This window comes from Anaerolineales bacterium, from assembly GCA_003105035.1.
In the GTDB taxonomy this organism is placed as follows: Bacteria; Chloroflexota; Anaerolineae; order Anaerolineales; family UBA4823; genus FEB-25.
Genome location: PQAL01000003.1, coordinates 90,141 through 108,687, shown reverse-complemented (window position 1 = coordinate 108,687; position 18,547 = coordinate 90,141). Strand labels below are relative to the sequence as shown.

Here is an 18,547-nt window from a genome sequence, read left to right as displayed (position 1 = left end):
TCATAGGAATATGATCAATATGCTCTTGCTCTGGCAAATATTCATTCTCTTCACCCGTGTAGCCATGTTCTCCTGGGGTGGAGGTCCTGCATCGCTGGCGTTGATGCAGCGCGAGACGACCAGTGCCACCTGGACGCCTCCAGGGCAAATCGACCCGGTCCCATGGATCACTCCCGACGAATTTGCAGATGCTGTGGCGATCGGCAACGCCATCCCCGGGCCGATAGCGCCGCAGGTTTCGGCGTACGTTGGCTATAAACTGGCGGGTGCACCAGGTGCTATTTCGGCGGCAGTGGGTACGGTCATCCCAACCACAGTCTTGATGCTGATCCTCATTGTATTCTTCTTTGGAATCAAGAACAGTGTGGCGGTCAAGGCCATGCTACAGGCAGTCAGGCCTGTGGTGGTTGGCTTGCTGCTTTGGACGGCCTATGACATGGCTAAAAATGTGTTTGGTGTCCAGAAACTAGGCTGGGGCCAGGCATTGGCCCAGGGGTGGGATAAACTATTATTCGCCCTAGGGGCGTTTGTCTTACTGACCTTCACCAAGATCAACCCGGCGATCATTATCCTGGTCACGGCTTTGCTCGGTTTCTTGCTATACCGGAAATAAGTTCGCCCCCCATTAATTTTCCAATTCAGAGGTTCAATTACCCTGGTTGCCCCTGATTTTTCCTCACTGCTGTTGCGTTGGTACGAGGAGCATGCACGCAGCCTGCCATGGCGGGGTCATCCCGACCCATATGCGGTATGGGTTTCGGAGATCATGCTGCAGCAAACGCGTGTTGAGACCGTCACCCCTTATTTTCTCCGTTGGATGCAGCGTTTTCCAACAATTGAGGCACTGGCCACTGCTTCACTGCAAGAAGTATTATCCGTCTGGGAAGGCCTGGGATACTATGGGCGCGCTCGTAATCTACATCGGGCTGCCCAGCTTGTGGTACAGGAATACCAGGGCCAGCTGCCTGCGGAAGCTCACCTGTTGCGGAAATTACCCGGCATCGGGCGCTACACAGCTGCCGCAATTGCTTCAATCGCTTTTAACCAGGATGAATCTGCCCTGGATGGGAATATTCGCCGGGTCTTAGCTCGTTTTTTTAATGTAGAAAAAGACGCCCGGTCAGTGGAAGGCGAGAGGGAATTATGGCGGCTGGCTGAGCAAAATCTCCCCAAAGGGCATGCGGGGACCTACAACCAGGCCCTCATGGACCTGGGAGCCACTGTGTGCACCCCCAAAACTCCCACATGCGCTCAATGCCCGTTGGGGCAGGCTTGCCTGGCTAGGCAGCTTGGCATCCAGGAGCAACGCCCGGTGTTGCTACCCAAACCTGCTGTCCCGCATTATGTAGTCACTGCTGCGGTGATCAGCCGGGGTGACCAGGTATTAATCGCCTGCCGGCCGCCCCAGGGGTTACTGGGCGGACTGTGGGAATTCCCTGGCGGTAAGCAACAAGAAGGTGAGGACCTGGCAGGTTGTTTGAGAAGAGAAATATGCGAAGAGTTGGGTGCCGATGTGGAAGTAGGCCTACAGCTTGGAGTATACCGGCACGCCTATACCCATTTTCGGGTCACCCTGCACGCCTTCAGTTGCAAGCTGATTGGGGGTGAGCCCCATCCCATTCAGGCTGCTGAACTGCGTTGGGTTTTACCAGGCGAATTATCCCAGTTCCCTATGGGGAAAATCGATCGTCAGATCTCACAATCTCTGGTATCATCAACCTCCCTATGAGTGATTTTATCATCGTCGACGCCCATGAAGACCTGGCCTGGAATATCCTTACCTTTGGACGGGATTACTCGCTTTCTGCAGCCGAGACCCGCAACCGTGAAATTGGGACGATTGTCCCACAAGCCAATGGCGATACCTTACTTGGCTGGCCCGATTATCAGCAAGCCAGAGTCGCAGTGATATTTTCCACATTATTTGCTGCTCCGATCCGCGACAAGCTGGGTGAATGGGATCAAGAGTGCTATTCTTCCAGCCAAGAAGCACACATGCGTTATAAAATGCAGCTGGACGCTTATGAGCGCCTGGTGGATGAACACTCCACAATGTTTCAACGGATCGTAACCCTGGCTGACTTGAAGTCCATACTGGCACATTGGCACCGACAGGATACCGAGGAGCATCCCGTAGGTCTGGTGACTCTCATGGAAGGGGCAGAAGGCGTGCGCGATCCGGCTGAGTTGGAGGATTGGTACCTGAGGGGTGTGCGCATCATCGGGCCGGCCTGGACAGGGAACCGTTTTTGCGGTGGCACCGGCGATCCAGGACCTCTCACGAAGGATGGATATGCTTTATTGGAACATATGGCCGAGTACCGTTTTACCCTCGACTTGAGCCATATGGACGAAATAGCAGCCCTGCAGGCCCTGGATGCATATCCGGGAGCGATCATTGCCTCTCACGGGAATGCCCTGGCTTTACTGAAAGCCTCAAACAGCAATCGCCATCTGACCGACCGGGTCATCCAAGGCATATTGGAAAGGGACGGTGTCATCGGGATCGTCCCGCTAAACAGCTTCCTGCGTACCGACTGGAAGGATGCCGGAGGGCGTGCCAGTGTTTCATTGGAGCATTACGTAGCACATATTGACTATATCTGCCAAATTGCTGGTAATGCGCAGCATGCAGGGATCGGCACCGATTTTGATGGCGGATTTGGCCAGTCTTCGGTCCCTGCGGAGATCGATACTATCGCGGATATCAGTAAGATAATACCCATTCTGAATCAAAAGGGGTATACTGAAACTGATGTTACCGCCATCCTGGGCGGGAATTGGCTTAGACACCTTACCAATACTCTGCCGGAGGGATTATGACAGAAGCTACGACTGTTCGTAAAACGAACGGGAGTCGGCGCATCCGGATTGGCTTGGGGGTAACTATATTTGGCTTTATCGTCTATCTGCTGGGTGCTGAACCCGGTCTCTATGGGTTGGACCGCAGCCCGGTTGTTGGTTTTGTACAAATTGCCACCTTCCTAGTGGGTTTGGGCTTCATCTGCCTGGGGGGGTATATCAGTTTGGTGGCGCTATGGAATGGGGGACAGAAATCGATCGCTTCGGATATCGGCTTGCGACTGGTCGGGACCGGTTATGTGATTGCAGTAGCCAGTGGGATGGCGGATATCTTTGGTTTTGGCAGCAACAACTACCCGACGATCCCGGTATTCGGTATATATCAGCAGGTCGGCGTGATCATTGGGGAGATCGTGATCGCGGTCGGATTATTGCTACTCATCCCCTACAAACACCCTGAACCCGGAACGGGTGAAATAAATCTCGCATAAATACCAGGCGTTACTCAGGGACGGTGGTTTCTATCCCCATGGCAGCCAGCATTTCATCGTTGGTAGCATATTTAAAATCTGGCAACCCTAATCGCTCCGCTTCAGTGCGCTGGATATCAACCAGCCTGCGAATATCCGATTTCTCAACGATCGGTTGATTCAACCTGCCCAGTCTCCCCAAAAATTCATTAAAGACACCCTTTGGATCCACCAATGCCGGGGCGGAGAGCAGATACTCCATGACCGCCCGGGATCCATTCTCCCCGTCTTTGCGGGCTACTCCGACCAATCCGCTGCTTGCTTCGCGTGACCAGCCTGCCACAAACACCCGGTCGATCGGCCGGTTCAGGTCTGGGTCGTAGGCTTCAAAGGATAATCCATCCACAGGGTAGTTAGGTTGGGGGTGCTTTACGAAGGCGTTGTTTCTTACGGGAAGGCCAAATGTTTCGTCTACTTTATCACCGATGCAAAAGATCACGGTATCCACATCAAGGGTGCGGTGTGTGCCCAGGCGTTTGGCCTGCACTTCGCCTTCTGCGCAGATCAAGGTGGTATCTTCAATCTCCAAGCCTCGAACACAGCCATGCTCATCTCCCACAATCCGCCCTGGTGACGCTAAAAACTCAAAATAGAAGTGGGTATCCGACACTGGTTCTAGCCCCTTGGGGACCGCGGAAAGGAAATACTCCTTGGCTTCATCCACATTTTGACCAACCCCGTCTGCTAATGGACGCACCCGCTCAACCTCAGCAGATAGTTTTTCGAGATCCAGGTTGCCGATGACGATCTTCATCTCTTCCTTCGTGAACTTCACGTCATTGGGTCCCCTACGCACCACCGAGACAACCTCCTCCACTTTCTGATCCCGGATCAACCAGTGAGCCATATCCAGCATCACGTTTCCCGCACCGATCAATGCCACGCGTTTACCAATGCGGAAATCACGCGTGCTATAGGGCGGTAGCAAGTTGTAATGAAAGACAAGGTCCTTGGCGTGGTAGACACCAAGCAGGTTTTCACCAGGCAAGCCCAGCCACTTGGTTCCCTGGGCACCCGAGGTCACCAACACGGCCTGGAAGCCCATGGCGCGCAGGTCGGCTAGATGTAAATTGCTGCCTTCGCCGATGCGAATATTCCCATAATAATCGATCAAGGGGTGATCGAGGATTTGATGAAATTGCCGGCGTAGGCCTTCTTTCATCTTATATTTATTGAAATAGATACCGTACTCTGCCAAACCCCCAGGGATGATATCGCGGTTCAGCAAGGCCACATGCACATCGTTCATGGCAAGCTGCCGGGAGGCGAAAAGGCCAGCCGGACCAGCTCCAATTACCGCTACAAGGTGTTTTCCGAAACCATCTTCAGCCAATTTCCCTGCTCCTCAAAAAAACGGCTTTCGCCGCCTCGATAATTTCACAAGCCGATCAATCCGTACAACACCACTCACTCTGAAGCATGACCCCAGAGAAACGGATAGGGAGATATTTTAGCCTGTGGCGGGAAAATTCACAAGAGACAATCACCTGCTTAGCAAATGCCATGCCCAGCAAGCGTTTGATAAAGCTTTCCTAATCAGACTGTTTGTGCTATATTCAGCTTATATACTGCAGGAGGTAATGTATGGATAATTCCAAGCCTGAGATCTCGGAGCCAGCACCGACCCCTAAACCAGGCCTTAGAACCCGTTCCAGGCGGAGACGGGATGCAAAGTCCGATATCAATGAATGGGTCGACCGTACGAGTGATCAGGCCAAAGTATTGGTTCAGGAGGGGAAGGAATATTACCACAGGTCACCCCGTTTGCAAAAAGTGGTGTATCAGGGTAAATTCATGCCAGCTTTTTGGACCGTTGCATGTATTTTCTCATTAATAGTCAATATCATCTTAGTCGGCTTGCTGGTTTCATTTGGACGCCATTTTTTCGAGTTTAAAGCCCTGGTCGCCAACGGATTGCTAACTGAAGCCTCCAATAACCTGGCGATGATGGACAAAGCGCATATCGTGATGACCGTCCCGGTAAAGACGACTGTCCGTTTGCAAGATACTCTGCCGGTCGTTTTTGACCTGCCAATTAATGAAAATACGCAGATGTCATTAACAGAAGAATCTACAATAAACGGGGCGCGGATTTACCTGAACAACACGGCAGTGACCACCGACCTGACTCTGCCTGCCGGCACACCTCTGGATGCCAATATAAACATGAGTATCCCGGTCAGCACCACCGCGCCAGTGGATATCACAGTGCCAGTGACCTTGCAGATACCGGTGGATATTGCCATCGAAGAGACTGACCTGCACCAATCGATCGTTGGGTTGCAGGAAGCCATCCAACCCTACCAGACTGCCCTGGGGTCGACTTTCAGCTCTCCCGACAAACTGGTCATCTGTAAAAATTGGCTGACAGGTTGGATGTGTGGCCTTATTTTTGGCGATTAATTACCTGGTAAACCTGCGATTTATTGATTTCCTCATCCTTCATTGATCTCCAATCAGGTAGTCTATGAATGAAGCACTGACAAAATTGACCCTTCCTAACGGCATGTTGGTGCTTCTGAAAGAAATCCATACTTCCCCAATTATCAGCCATTGGATTTGGTACCGCGTTGGCTCACGGGATGAAGTACCTGGGATAACCGGTGCCTCTCATTTAGTGGAGCATATGCTATTCAAGGGTACCCCAAAATTTCCAACCGGTGCCCTCGACCAGGCGATCTCGCGCGAGGGCGGCTATCTCAACGCCTTTACTTTTTTAGATTGGACCTCATTCTTCGTCACCCTCCCGGCCGATAAGGTGGACCTTGCTTTACAGATTGAGGCTGACCGGATGGTAAATTGCCTGTTCGAGCCCGAAGAAGTGAATGCCGAGCGAACCGTGGTGATATCTGAGCGACAGGGGAGCGAGAACGAGCCCCTTTTCCGTCTGGGTGAAGAAGTGCAGTCTTCGGCATTCAGGGTGCACCCGTACCATCACGAGATCATCGGCGATCTGACCGACCTTTATACGATGAAGCGCGAGGATATCTACAAGCTATACCAATCCTACTATATCCCCAATAACGCAGTGCTCTCTATTGCTGGTGACTTTGATACCCAGACAATGCTTGACCGCATTCGCCAGCTGTATGAGCCACAAGTAGCCGGCGCGAATCCACCCAGGTTGGTACGGACCGAGCCACCCCAAATCGGTGAACGACGCGTGTCGGTGGAAGGACCTGGGGAGACGGTTTTCCTGCAGGTATCCTACCGGGCACCAGCTGCAGACGACCCGGACTTTTTTGCCCTGAACCTCCTGGATAGCCTGCTCACGGGCCCAACCAACTTGAACATGTTCGGAGGCGGTATCACCAACAAAACCTGCCGCCTGTATACTGCGCTGGTGGAGAAAGAGCTGGCAGTGAGTGTAAATGGCGGGCTACAAGCGACGATCGATCCATACTTGTATACTACGGTAATGACGGTCCATCCGGCGCATACTGCCAGTGATTGTATTGAAGCCATGGATAATGAGATCAAGAAGCTCCAGGATGCTCCACCGCCAGTGGAAGAGCTGGAAAGGGCCATGAAACAAGCCCGGGCCATCTTTGCTTACGGCAGCGAATCGATTTCCAACCAGGCATTCTGGATGGGATTTGCCGAGATGTTTGCCAGTGTGGATTGGTTCAACACTTACCTCGACCGGTTGGCAACGGTCACCCCACAAGACGTGCAGCGCATGGCTCAGACCTGCCTGCGGCCTCAAAACCGCACCATTGGCGTCTACCTGCCTGAGGCCACCTCCTCATAGCGGGAACGATTCAAGAAAAACTTGCCCAGGAGTGATTGACCCTTGACCATCCATTCCCTACCCGGACCTGATGATATTGTCAGGAAGAGCCTGCCCAATGGCATCGTGATCCTCTACCGGGCGAACCCACATAGCCTGTCTGTGGTGGTCACCGGCTACCTGTGCGCCGGAGCGATCTTTGAGCCGGATGAAAAACTTGGCCTGGCGGGCTTCACAGCACTTTCACTGATGCGTGGCACCATCCAGCATAATTTCCAACAGATTTATGATACATTGGAATCGAGCGGGGCGAGCCTCGGGATTGACGGGGGCACCCATACCGTAGGTTTCTATGGGCACGCCCTGGCAGAGGACCTCGACCTGCTGGTGAGCACCTTGGCAGAGACGATCAGGCAACCCAGCTTCCCGCTCGATCAAGTCGAGCGCTTGCGTAGCCAGCTGCTGACCAGCCTGGCAATCCGTGCCCAGGATACCACCGAGATGGCATCCCTGGCATTTGATGAGCTGGTGTATGCCGGGCACCCCTACCGCCGGCCCGAAGATGGCTATCCAGAGACGATTAGGGCGATCACCCGGGGTGACCTGGAAGCTTTTCACAACCAGTATTTCGGGCCACGCGGGATGGTTATTTCAATTGTTGGTGGAGTAGAACCAGATAAAGCGTTGGATTCGGTCAGCCGTCATCTGGCAGATTGGGCAAATCCGTTGCAACCCGACCAGCCCGAGCTTCCTGCGCTGAAACCGCTGGAAGGCATCATCCGGCGCCAGGTGGATATCCCCGGTAAATCGGAAGCGGACATCGTGATGGGTACCGCAGGTCCACCGCGCAAGTCACCCGATTTTCTGGCCGCTTCCCTTGGGAATAGCATCCTGGGTCAGTTTGGGATGTTTGGGCGCATCGGTGAGTCGGTCAGGGAGCGCTCAGGCCTGGCATATCATGCCTCGTCCAGCTTGAGCGGTGGGATTGGCCCGGGTCCCTGGTTGTTTATTGCTGGGGTGCAGCCTGACAATCTGGAAAAAGCCATCACCCTCATACGACAAGAGATCGCCCGCTTCGTGAGTGAGCCCGTCACAAGTGAGGAGCTTGCGGATAACCAGGCGAATTACATTGGGCGCCTGCCGCTATCCCTGGAATCGAATGCCGGGGTGGCGTCTGCATTGCTCAATCTTGAGCGCTACCAGCTGGGGTTGGATTATTACCAGGGCTACCCAGACCTCGTGCGTAAGGTCACTGCAGAAGAAATATTAGAGACAGCTCGAAAATACCTTCACCCCGACCAGCTGGCGATTGTCACCGCCGGGACATTTATAAGGCCCGAATAAATTGGGATGACCATGACGATCCTGCGAACTGGGGTTGACATCATTGAAATTAACAGGTTTTCGACTGCCTGCCAGAATTATAAGCAGCGCATGTTAAGCCGCCTATTTACGGATACCGAGCTGGATGAAAATAAAAAAAATATGGCTTCCCTGGCAGCCCGCTTTGCAGCCAAAGAAGCGGTCGCCAAGGCTCTCGGTACTGGCATCGGTCCCGTCACCTGGCACGAGATCGAGATATGCCGGGGGACGGCAGGTGAGCCGGTGTTACACCTCCATGGATCCGCGCAGGCATTGGCCGAACAGCTCAATCTAACCACCTGGTCACTCAGTCTGAGCCATACCCAGGTGCAGGCGATCGCTTTTGTGGTAGCGATTGGCAATTAAACACCGTGAGATTTGGTAATAATCATAGTTTGTGTTCTGTTTATAGTTTATGACAATAGCGAGTTTGGGTAAAACGCATTCCCAAGATGGAGCAAATGATGACATTAGGTAGCCTGACTGATTTTCTTCCTTACTTAATCCCGGTACTCCTGCTTGAATGGGTCTTGATGATCATCGCGATCATGGACCTGATCCGGCGAGAGAGAACCCGCGGGTTACCCAAATGGGCCTGGGCGTTGATCGTGATTTTCATCCAGATTTTTGGCCCCATCGTTTACCTTATTTTCGGGCGAGAGGAATAAGCCGATGATAGCCGTTCAAACCGAAGAATTAGTTAAAGTCTTCGGAAAGTTTTCTGCTTTGAATGGATTGGAACTGATGGTGGAGGAGGGGACCATCTTTGGCTTCCTTGGCCCGAATGGGGCCGGGAAAACAACCAGCATACGCATCCTGACTGGCCTGGCCCACGCTACTTCTGGAAAAGCCTGGGTGCTTGGTAACCTGATCGGTTCAAGCAAGGATCCAATTGCTAAACAGATCGGCTTCTTGCCCGAAGAGCCAGCATTTTACACCTGGATGACCCCGCTAGAATTCCTGGATTATGTGGGGCGAATATTTGGGTTACCGTCAGCAGAGCGAGATGCCCGGTCGAAAGAGCTGCTCCAATTGGCAGGCCTGGAAGATTCGGCTAAAAGGCGGATTGGCGGTTTTTCACGCGGCATGCGCCAGCGGCTGGCATTAGCTCAGGCGTTGATCAACCGTCCCAGGGTTCTATTCCTGGATGAGCCTGCCAGCGCCCTCGACCCGGTTGGGCGTAAGGAAGTATTGGGATTCATTGAGCAGCTGCGTGGTCAGTGCACGGTGTTCATGTCAACCCATATCCTGGCGGATGTAGAGCGGGTATGTGACACGGTGGGGATCATCAACCATGGCAAGCTCGTGACTCAGGCCCCAAGGGAAGCCCTGCTGGCCCAGTATGCCGTCCCTGCCCTCGAGGTGGAGGTGGATGATCACTCAAAAAATGATGTCATGTCTTGGATTGAATCGCTACGTAATATGCCGTGGGTGAAGGTCATCAGCCATGACGCTCCTACTCTACGGGTGATCGTCAATGATATCGAATTAGCTAAGAAGGAACTTTTGACATCAGCAGTCCAGGCAGGGATTGTCTTCAACAAGTATGAGGTCGTCAGGCCTTCCTTGGAAGATGTGTTTATGCAGCTGGTGGGGGAGGAGGAGATCAAGCAATGAGCCTCTTCACCGCATTTCGTAAGGAATGGCAGGAAGCCCTCCGCACTTACCGGTTCTTGATCGTAGCGGTCATCCTGGTCCTGTTTGGGTTGACCTCACCCTTGATCGCCAAGATCGGTCCACAGATCTTAACCACAGCCTTGCCACAAGGTGCCGAGATAGCACAGCTCATCAAGCCAGCCACCGTTGCTGATGCTGTCACCCAATATGTTAAGAACCTGGGGCAATTCGAGGTCATCATGGCGGTGTTGCTCACCATGGGTGCCGTCGCCCAGGAGAAGGATAAGGGCACCGCAGCCCTTATGCTGGTAAAACCACTTTCGAGGGGGTCATTTTTGGGGGCGAAGTTCCTCGGCCTGGCTGCGGTCTTTGGGATTTCAATTATAGTGGCTGGAATCGGGGCCTATTACTACACCATGTTGCTGTTTGAATCCATGAATATCCTGTACTGGCTGGTGCTAAATGCGTTTTTATTTCTCTACGCATTGGTGATCGTAGCAATCACTTTGTTTTGCAGCACGGTCATGAAATCACAGGCGGCTGCCGGCGGTATGGCGATTGGCATCTTAATTTTTGGGTGGATCGCGGGTGCTATCCGTGGCTTCGGGAAGTACTTGCCGGGCGAAATCAATACCTGGGGGATGCGGATGTTGCTGGGCGATACCACGGCCTCCTGGATTGCCCTTGGCAGCGCGCTCGGGTTGATCGTTATTTCGCTGCTCGCAGCCTGGCTGATCTTCCGCCAACAAGAGCTATGATTCACTGGTTATTGGATACGTAAAAAATCGGTGGAATCCGATTTTTTATTTTCAAACAGTCTGATTTCCCTTGCAAAATACCAATTCATAACGGATAATATGCTTTCAGGCGGGTTCTAAGAGCAACCCCGCAATCCAACAATCGAATATTTGCTAGCGGGAATAATACTTCCCTTGCCAAAGGAGGAGATATGTCCAAGAAGCTCGGTCGTGTGCTGATTGCCATCGTCAGCATCATTGTAGTGCTTGCTATTGTGTTAGGCGCAGCAGGTGTGTATCTTGTGCGTCGCTCGTTCCCCACTACACGGGGTGAGATAAAAATCAGTGGGCTGGATGAAGCGGTGGATGTTTACCGCGATACTTACGGCATCCCCAATATATACGCCCAAACCCCCCATGATCTATTCTTCGCCCAGGGTTACGTCACTGCCCAGGACCGCTTCTGGCAGATGGATTTTTGGCGTCATATCGGTTCGGGAAGGCTGGCTGAGATGTTTGGGAGTTCAGAGGTTGCTACTGATACCTTCCTGCGCACGATGGGTTGGGCACGCATCGCCCAACAGGAGCTGGATGCCATGGCACCGGATGAGCTGGCGCTGATGCAAGCCTATGCAGATGGAGTGAATGCCTACCTGACTGATCACCAGGGTGCCGCGTTGAGCCTGGAGTACGCCGTTCTGAAGTTGCTCAATGGCGGCTATACTCCTGAGCCCTGGCAGCCGATGCATACTTTAACCTGGGGAAAAGCCATGGCGTGGAACCTGGGAGAGACCCGCATGAACAGCGAAGTGGAGCATGCTGTACTGATGAAATCCTTCACCCCTGGGCAGATTGCCGACCTATTTCCTCCGTATCCAGCAGACCATCCCGTGGTTGTTAACCACCTGCCCCTAGGCGCTACACCATCTGGGTTGAAAGGCACAGTCACTGAAAGCCAGCTCCTGGCCCAGCTTTCGCCCGCCTTCCAGGAGCTTTCCGTAACCATGGCGAAAATGGATACGGTGCTGGGCCCGTCTGGACGTGGCATTGGCTCCAATAATTGGGTTATCAGCGGCAACCGCACAACCACCGGCCTGCCCTTCCTGGCGAATGACATGCATCTGGCAGAACAAATGCCTTCAATCTGGTACGAAGTTGGCCTGCACTGTAAATCGGTTGCGGAGGCCTGCCCGTACAACGTTGTGGGCTATTCCTTCGCCGGTGTACCGGGGGTCATCGTTGGCCATAACGACAACATCGCCTGGGGTTTCACCAATGTCGGCCCGGATGTGCTTGACCTCTATATTGAAAAGATCAATCCTGACAATCCCAACCAGTATGAGGTCAATGGCCAATGGGTCGATATGACGCTCGTCACGGATACCATCCAGGTGGCCGGCAGTGCTCCAGTTGAAATAACAGTTCGCTCTACACGGCATGGTCCGGTGATCTGGGATAACACAGAAGACCATCAAAAAGTGCAGGAGACCTGGGGCGTCAGTCTTCCGCCCAACTTCGCCATTTCCATGCGCTGGACTGCCCTCGAACCTGCCAATATTTTCAAGGCGATTTTCGGATACGATCGTGCCCAGAATTGGGTTGAGTTCCGCGAAGCAGCTTCCAATTTTGCCGTCCCGTCACAAAATATCGTTTACGCAGATATCAAAGGCAATATAGGCTATCAAACTCCTGGCAATATCCCCATTCGCCTGCCTAATCATAGTGGTGATTACCCGGTGCCTGGTTGGACCGATGAATATGAGTGGCAGGGATACATCCCCTTCGACCAGCTGCCATATGCGTACAATCCACCTGAAGGCTATATCGTGAGTGCGAATAATTACATCGTGGGACCGGAGTATCGGTATAACCTCACCGCAGAAGATTATGGCTTTAGGGCTGCCCGCATCGTGCAGATGATCGAGACTGCGCCAGGCCCGATTGATGCCGCCTACATCCAGACCATGCACGGTGATGACTATAATGCTTCAGCGGCGCTCATGGTGCCCTTGCTGATGACCCTCAACTTGCCGGATTCTCACCTGGTGGAGGTGCGTAATCTGCTGTCAGGGTGGGATTTCCAAAATCGGATGGACCTGGCTGCCCCAGCACTATATAACGTTTTCTGGCGAGCGGTCCTGGCGCGCACATTCCACGATGACCTACCGGAGGATTATTGGCCCGATGGCGGTGACGCCTGGTTTGAGATCATGCGCAACCTCACCAAGGATCCGAACAGCGCCTGGTGGGATGACCGGACCACCTCGACCGTGGAAACCATGGACGACATCCTGACCCAGTCGTTTACCGAGGCCGTGGCTGAAATTGAGCAGTTATTGGGTAAAAACACTTCGCGCTGGGCATGGGGAGACATCCACACGGTCACATTCCACAACCAGTCTCTGGGCGTCTCGGGGGTTGGACCCATCGAAGCCATCTTCAACCGCGGTCCATATAAAACTGCCGGGGGCACCTCGATCGTCAATGCCACATCATGGAACGCGGCTGAGCCTGATTCTAGCAAAGCCTACCAGGTTCTGTGGCTGCCCTCCGAGAGGCTGATTGTGGATCTGAGCAACCTGACAGCGACACTATCGACGAACACCACTGGCCAATCGGGCCATGCCTACCATGCCAATTACGACAACCAGATTGACATGTGGCGAACCATCCAATACCATCCCATGCTGTGGACTCAGCAACAAGTGGAGGGTGCTGCCAAAGGACACCTGGTCCTGACACCATAGGCAGGGTTTCCAGGTATGCCTGCCCGAAAAATCTTCGCCCGAGCACCAAATTTCTGGACGAATCGAATAAATTTGTGGTATACTCCACCCCGCTCCCGCCTTAGGCGGGAGCGGTTACGCCTGGAAACAGGTGAACCATTATCCCACACGCTTCCTGACCCGTTGGTGCGTGCCGCAGAAGGGCTGAGATAGTCTCCCAACTGCGGTCCCAGCTGGAATGAGGGGGGCGGAGGAAAAACGCACAAGGAGAAAAAAGAATATGGCAGTTGTACCCATGAAGTCCTTATTGGAATCGGGTGTTCATTTTGGGCATCGTACGCACAAATGGCACCCTGCCATGAAGCAGTATATTTTTACCGAGCGGAATGGCATTCACATCATCGATTTACAAAAAACCTCAAAAGCACTAGATATAGCATATAACGTAGTCCGTGATACCGTCGCAACCGGTGGCGTAGTGTTATTCGTCGGTACCAAGCGACAGGCTCAGGAAACCATTCAGCTCGAGGCAACCCGATCGAGCATGCCTTACGTGACTGCCCGTTGGCTGGGCGGTACACTGACGAACTGGCGCACCATCCGCCAGAGAATTAACGAGCTCGAGCGTCTTGAGCGTATGCGCGACAGTGGCGATTTTGGCCGCATCACCAAGAAAGAAGGCTTGATCCTGATGCGTGAGATCGAGCGCCTGGAAGGCTTGCTGAGCGGTGTACGCAAGCTGGCCCGCCCCCCGGAGATGCTGTTTGTTGTGGACGTGTCGCGTGAAAGCACCGCCATCCACGAAGCCAATCTGCTCAAAATCCCCGTGGTAGCCATGGTGGATACGAACTGCGATCCGTCCAATGTCGATTATGTCATCCCCTCCAACGATGATGCCATCCGCGCCATCAAGCTGGTGGTGGGTAAGATTGCCGATGCAGCCCTTGAAGGCTTGGGAGCCCGTAAGGAAGAGATCATTGAAGAGGAAGCTCGCACAGTTGCCCGGGCAGCCGTGGAAGAAGCTGAGCTATCTGATGAAGAACTTCTGGGTGAAGCAACCCTGGCCAAGCTGGTTACACACCCCAAGGACCTCGCCCCGGCAGAGCTTGAGGAGATTGTTGAGCTTGAAACTGATCTTGCCGAAGAAATTGTAGCTGAAGAAGAAGAGCTTGAAGAGGCAGGAGAAGAGCAAGTGGAAGAAGAACAAGCAGAAGAAGAAACGGTAGAAGAAGAAACAGCAGCTGAAGCTGAGGATGAAGCTGATGCTGGTGCGGAAGAAGCGAAGTAAACGGCGAGAGGAATGATCATGGCCATTAGTATCGATCAAATTAAGCAACTACGTGAAGAAACCGGGGCAGGCGTCTTGGACTGCCGTAAAGCCCTTGAAACCTACAATGGTGATTTCGAAAAGGCGATTGAGTATCTGCGCGAGAAAGGCCTGGCCAAAGCTGCAAAGCGCGCCGACCGGGAAGTTTTGGAAGGCATGCTGGAGCTGTACTCACACGGCAACGGACGGGTGGGTGTGATGGTTGAAGTGAACTGCGAGACCGATTTTGTGGCCCGCTCTGAGGCATTCCGCAAGTTTGCCCACGAAGTGGCTTTGCAAATTGCTGCCGGTGAACCGAAATGGGTGCGTGTTGAAGATATCCCAGCGGAGGTTGTCGGTGAGGAAACCCAAAAGGCCCGCAGCCTCGCACTGGCAGAGGGAAAACCCGAGAATGTGATTGAGCGTATCATTGCAGGGAAATTAGAGAAATTTTACAATGATCATTGCCTGCTCCGCCAGCCGTATGTCAGGGATGATACGATCACCCTTGAAGACCTACGCAATCAAAATATTGCGGCTATTGGAGAGAATATCGTCATCCGCAGATTTGCCCGGTGGGAAGTGGGCGAGGAAGCTAAAGCGTAATCAGAATGCCAACCTTCGGGTTGGCTTTTTTGTTAAAATTAACTCTGTGCTTTCGTGTGAAGGAACAGGCAGACACGCAAATACCAGGAGATCCGAATGGAACGAACCCTAAAATATAAGCGCATCTTACTTAAGCTGAGTGGTGAATCTCTGGGTGGGGCTGACGGGCTGGGAATCCACCCTGAACAGGCCGAGCAGGTGGCGAAGATCATCGCCGAGGTCCGCCAGCAAAAAGTGGATGTGGCACTGGTCATCGGTGCAGGTAACCTGTGGCGCGGCCGGACGGGCATCCAGCGTGGGATGGATCGCGCTACGGCTGATTATATGGGCATGTTAGCTACCGTGATGAACGCCCTGGCGTTGATGGATGCCATGGAACGTATGGGCATGTATATCCGCGTCCAGTCGGCCGTGCAGATGCAGGCTGTCGCCGAACCGTATATCCGCCGGCGCGCCATTCGCCATCTGGAAAAAGGACGGGTGGTGATCTTTGGCGGGGGGACCGGCAACCCATACTTCTCCACCGATACTGCCGCTGCGTTGAGGGCCATGGAAATTGGGGCGGATGTGCTGATCAAGGCCACTAAGGTCGATGGCGTGTACGATTCTGACCCAGTTCGTAACCCAAATGCTGTCCGCTTCGAGAAGTTAACCCACATGGAGTCGATCAACCGCCGGCTGCAGGTGATGGACAGTACTGCCCTTTCGCTGTGCATGGATAACAACCTGCCGATCCTGGTGCTCAACATGTGGCAACCAGGCACCCTCTTAAAGGCGATTTATGGCGAGCCGGTTGGCACTCTGGTGTGCTCAGAGTAAGTGTGTACGACGCGATAAACAAATCTACTTCGCCGATCGTCCATCTTAGTCCTGGTGATTTACCCTTTTCTCCGTGGCTATTTTCGGGTATCCTATAGGTAGATAATCTACTAGACCTAGATACTTGTTACATTCCGATAGCATTCGACGACAGGAAGGCAGGGAGGCCTCTATGCTTAAAGAAGCACATAACGAAGCTGAAGACCGCATGAAGGGAGCGCTTGAAGCATTAGAGGAAGACCTGTCAGGAATTAGGACCGGCCGGGCATCTCCCGCCCTGGTCGAGCGCTTGTCTGTGGAGTATTATGGGCTGCCCACCCCCTTGATGCAACTGGCAACCATCAGCGTGCCAGAATCGCGCATGCTGATGATCAGGCCATTTGACGCCACTTCACTGAAGGCGATTGAGCGGGCGATCATGGCCTCTGACCTAGGTCTGACCCCCAATAACGATGGCAAGGTGATCCGTTTGAACCTCCCGCCACTTACCGAGGAGCGGCGTCGCGACTTGGTTAAGCTGGTGCACAACCGCCTAGAGGAAGCCAGGGTGGCGATGCGTAACGTCAGGCGCGATAGTATCAAAGACTTGCGCGAGTTCGAACACGAGAAGCTGATCTCGGAAGATGAGCTGGAAGAAGGCGAAAAAAACCTGCAGGAGCTCACCGATAAATACATCGAGCTGGTTAATGAAGTTGGTGTCCACAAAGAAAAGGAAATAATGGAAGTATGAGCCCGGACAAGGAGCCTGCTCTACCCGCGAGGATTCCCACCCATATCGGTATCATCATGGATGGCAATGGGCGCTGGGCTTTGGCCCGTGGGCTGCCGCGCATGGCAGGCCACCGGGCAGGCACGGAAAACCTGCGCCGGATTATCGAAGCCTGTATTGAATTTGGCATTAAATACCTGACGATTTACGCCTTTTCCACTGAAAATTGGGGGCGCCCCACCGAAGAGGTGCAGGGATTGATGCGTATCTTTGAGAATGTGATCGATAACGAGCTCCAGGAGCTGCATGACCAGGGGGTGAGGCTCAGGCATATTGGGCGGTTGGATAATGTGCGCCCATCCTTCAAGAAAAAGGTTTTAAAAGCCATTGAATATACAAAAGATAACAACCGGCTGGTCTTGAATATCGCCTTCAATTACGGCGGGCGGGATGAGATCGTATGTGCCATCCAGGCGCTGATCCGGGACGGGATTAAAGCAGAGGATGTGACCGATAGCCTGGTGAACCAGTACTTGTTTACCGCCGGTGTGCCAGATCCCGATATGATCATCCGCACCTCCGGTGAGCTGCGCGGCAGCAATTTCCTCATCTGGCAGGGGGCTTACTCCGAGTGGTATTTCCCTGCCACCTACTGGCCGGATTTCGACCGACAGGAATTATTAAAGGCAATCGATGAATTCAACCAGCGTGAGCGTAGGTATGGCTTGACGACCGCACAGGTCAAAAACAAAAAGAACCATGCTCGCTAAACGCCTGCTGGTAGCAGCTATTCTGTTACCCATTGGAGTGGCTGCCATCTGGTTGGGTGGCTGGTACCTGACGGTGCTGGTTGCACTATTCATGGGGGCAGCGGCCTGGGAGTATGTCAATCTCTTTAAGCTCGCGGGGCTTCACCCGGGATTGATCCTGGTGGTGGGTGGCACATTATTATTACTGGTGGGTCGCACAGTAAACGGATTTGATAGTGCAGGCTGGATGATCAGCCTGATCGTCCTGCTCAGCATGACTTATCACCTGGTGTCCTATGAGCGGGGGCGTGACCAAGCAGGTACCGATTTTGCCGTCAGCCTGGCGGGGATATTTTATATTGGCTGGCTTGGGGCATACTTCATCTCTTTGCGTGGCCTGCCCGATGGCCAGTGGTGGGTGCTGGTGGTGCTGGCTGGTGTGATGCTGGCGGACTCGGGGGCGTATTTCATCGGCAGGAGATTCGGACGCCACAAACTTTCGCCTCGACTGAGCCCCAAAAAGACCTGGGAAGGATACTTTGGTGGCATCCTTCTGGGAGTGCCACTGACAACTTTGTTCGCGTTGCTGTTCCAACACTTTGCTGGGCCTGCGGCTGGGATTACTCCGGTTAAAGGAGCCCTTGTAGGCCTGGTGATGGCGGTCCTCCCCACCCTGGGCGACTTGGGCGAAAGTATGGTCAAGCGCCAGGCAGGAGTTAAAGATTCAGGGAATATTCTGCCCGGTCATGGGGGAGCTTTTGACCGAATTGATGCCTGGCTGTGGGCTGTCGCGATTGGTTATTATTTGGTCCTTTTTTTGCAACTCTGATCGATGTATGGTTTCAACCCAGTAA

At 53.4% G+C, this 18,547-nt stretch carries 19 protein-coding genes; 18 read left to right on the top strand and 1 reads right to left on the bottom strand.

Going from position 1 to position 18,547, the window contains the following annotated elements; all coding sequences use genetic code 11:
- The first annotated feature begins 10 nt into the window (after positions 1 to 10).
- From C3F13_01780 to C3F13_01765, 4 genes are read left to right on the top strand one after another with little or no spacing between them, the layout of a single operon-like run.
- Positions 11 to 613 (top strand): chromate transporter, encoded by a 603-nt coding sequence (locus tag C3F13_01780; GenBank protein ID PWB56293.1) that lies wholly within the window; start codon positions 11 to 13, stop codon positions 611 to 613.
- 36 nt (positions 614 to 649) lie between these two features.
- On the top strand, positions 650 to 1,729 hold the full coding sequence (gene mutY, locus C3F13_01775; protein PWB56292.1) for an A/G-specific adenine glycosylase: 1,080 nt from the start codon (positions 650 to 652) through the stop codon (positions 1,727 to 1,729).
- A complete protein-coding gene (locus C3F13_01770; GenBank protein PWB56291.1) occupies positions 1,726 to 2,823 on the top strand; it encodes a hypothetical protein in 1,098 nt (365 codons plus the stop codon). The genes mutY and C3F13_01770 overlap by 4 nt, the downstream gene beginning before the upstream one ends.
- Positions 2,820 to 3,293, top strand: coding sequence for a hypothetical protein (locus C3F13_01765; protein ID PWB56290.1), 474 nt, complete (start codon positions 2,820 to 2,822; stop codon positions 3,291 to 3,293). The genes C3F13_01770 and C3F13_01765 overlap by 4 nt, the downstream gene beginning before the upstream one ends.
- Positions 3,294 to 3,303: 10 nt before the next feature.
- Here the strand turns inward: C3F13_01765 and C3F13_01760 are convergent, their stop codons facing one another.
- A complete protein-coding gene (locus C3F13_01760) occupies positions 3,304 to 4,665 on the bottom strand; it encodes a hypothetical protein (GenBank protein PWB56289.1) in 1,362 nt (453 codons plus the stop codon).
- Positions 4,666 to 4,916: 251 nt separating this feature from the next.
- Here C3F13_01760 and C3F13_01755 point away from each other — a divergent pair, with 251 nt between their 5' ends.
- The 14 genes from C3F13_01755 (at position 4,917) to C3F13_01690 (ending at position 18,522) form a co-directional block, all read left to right on the top strand.
- A complete protein-coding gene (locus C3F13_01755) occupies positions 4,917 to 5,735 on the top strand; it encodes a hypothetical protein (protein ID PWB56288.1) in 819 nt (272 codons plus the stop codon).
- A gap of 64 nt (positions 5,736 to 5,799) precedes the next feature.
- Positions 5,800 to 7,083 (top strand): insulinase family protein, encoded by a 1,284-nt coding sequence (locus tag C3F13_01750; protein PWB56287.1) that lies wholly within the window; start codon positions 5,800 to 5,802, stop codon positions 7,081 to 7,083.
- Between the two features lie 42 nt (positions 7,084 to 7,125).
- A complete protein-coding gene (locus C3F13_01745; protein PWB56286.1) occupies positions 7,126 to 8,406 on the top strand; it encodes an insulinase family protein in 1,281 nt (426 codons plus the stop codon).
- A 21-nt stretch (positions 8,407 to 8,427) separates the two neighbouring features.
- Positions 8,428 to 8,790 (top strand): ACP synthase, encoded by a 363-nt coding sequence (locus tag C3F13_01740; protein PWB56436.1) that lies wholly within the window; start codon positions 8,428 to 8,430, stop codon positions 8,788 to 8,790.
- 98 nt (positions 8,791 to 8,888) lie between these two features.
- On the top strand, positions 8,889 to 9,092 hold the full coding sequence (locus C3F13_01735) for a transcriptional regulator (GenBank protein ID PWB56285.1): 204 nt from the start codon (positions 8,889 to 8,891) through the stop codon (positions 9,090 to 9,092).
- Between the two features lie 4 nt (positions 9,093 to 9,096).
- A complete protein-coding gene (locus C3F13_01730) occupies positions 9,097 to 10,041 on the top strand; it encodes an ABC transporter ATP-binding protein (GenBank protein PWB56284.1) in 945 nt (314 codons plus the stop codon).
- On the top strand, positions 10,038 to 10,799 hold the full coding sequence (locus C3F13_01725; GenBank protein ID PWB56283.1) for a hypothetical protein: 762 nt from the start codon (positions 10,038 to 10,040) through the stop codon (positions 10,797 to 10,799). Before C3F13_01730 ends, C3F13_01725 begins: the two co-directional genes overlap by 4 nt.
- A gap of 191 nt (positions 10,800 to 10,990) precedes the next feature.
- Complete coding sequence (locus C3F13_01720; GenBank protein PWB56282.1) at positions 10,991 to 13,525, top strand: penicillin acylase family protein; 2,535 nt, start codon at positions 10,991 to 10,993, stop codon at positions 13,523 to 13,525.
- 259 nt (positions 13,526 to 13,784) lie between these two features.
- Entirely contained in the window at positions 13,785 to 14,792 is a 1,008-nt protein-coding gene (rpsB, locus tag C3F13_01715) for a 30S ribosomal protein S2 (GenBank protein PWB56281.1), read from the top strand.
- An 18-nt stretch (positions 14,793 to 14,810) separates the two neighbouring features.
- Entirely contained in the window at positions 14,811 to 15,416 is a 606-nt protein-coding gene (gene tsf, locus C3F13_01710) for a translation elongation factor Ts (GenBank protein ID PWB56435.1), read from the top strand.
- 96 nt (positions 15,417 to 15,512) lie between these two features.
- Positions 15,513 to 16,235, top strand: coding sequence for a UMP kinase (locus C3F13_01705; GenBank protein PWB56280.1), 723 nt, complete (start codon positions 15,513 to 15,515; stop codon positions 16,233 to 16,235).
- A gap of 172 nt (positions 16,236 to 16,407) precedes the next feature.
- Entirely contained in the window at positions 16,408 to 16,965 is a 558-nt protein-coding gene (locus C3F13_01700; protein ID PWB56279.1) for a ribosome recycling factor, read from the top strand.
- Positions 16,962 to 17,714, top strand: a complete 753-nt coding sequence (locus tag C3F13_01695; protein ID PWB56278.1) for an isoprenyl transferase — start codon at positions 16,962 to 16,964, stop codon at positions 17,712 to 17,714. The genes C3F13_01700 and C3F13_01695 overlap by 4 nt, the downstream gene beginning before the upstream one ends.
- A complete protein-coding gene (locus C3F13_01690) occupies positions 17,704 to 18,522 on the top strand; it encodes a hypothetical protein (GenBank protein ID PWB56277.1) in 819 nt (272 codons plus the stop codon). Before C3F13_01695 ends, C3F13_01690 begins: the two co-directional genes overlap by 11 nt.
- The last annotated feature ends 25 nt before the right edge of the window (positions 18,523 to 18,547 follow it).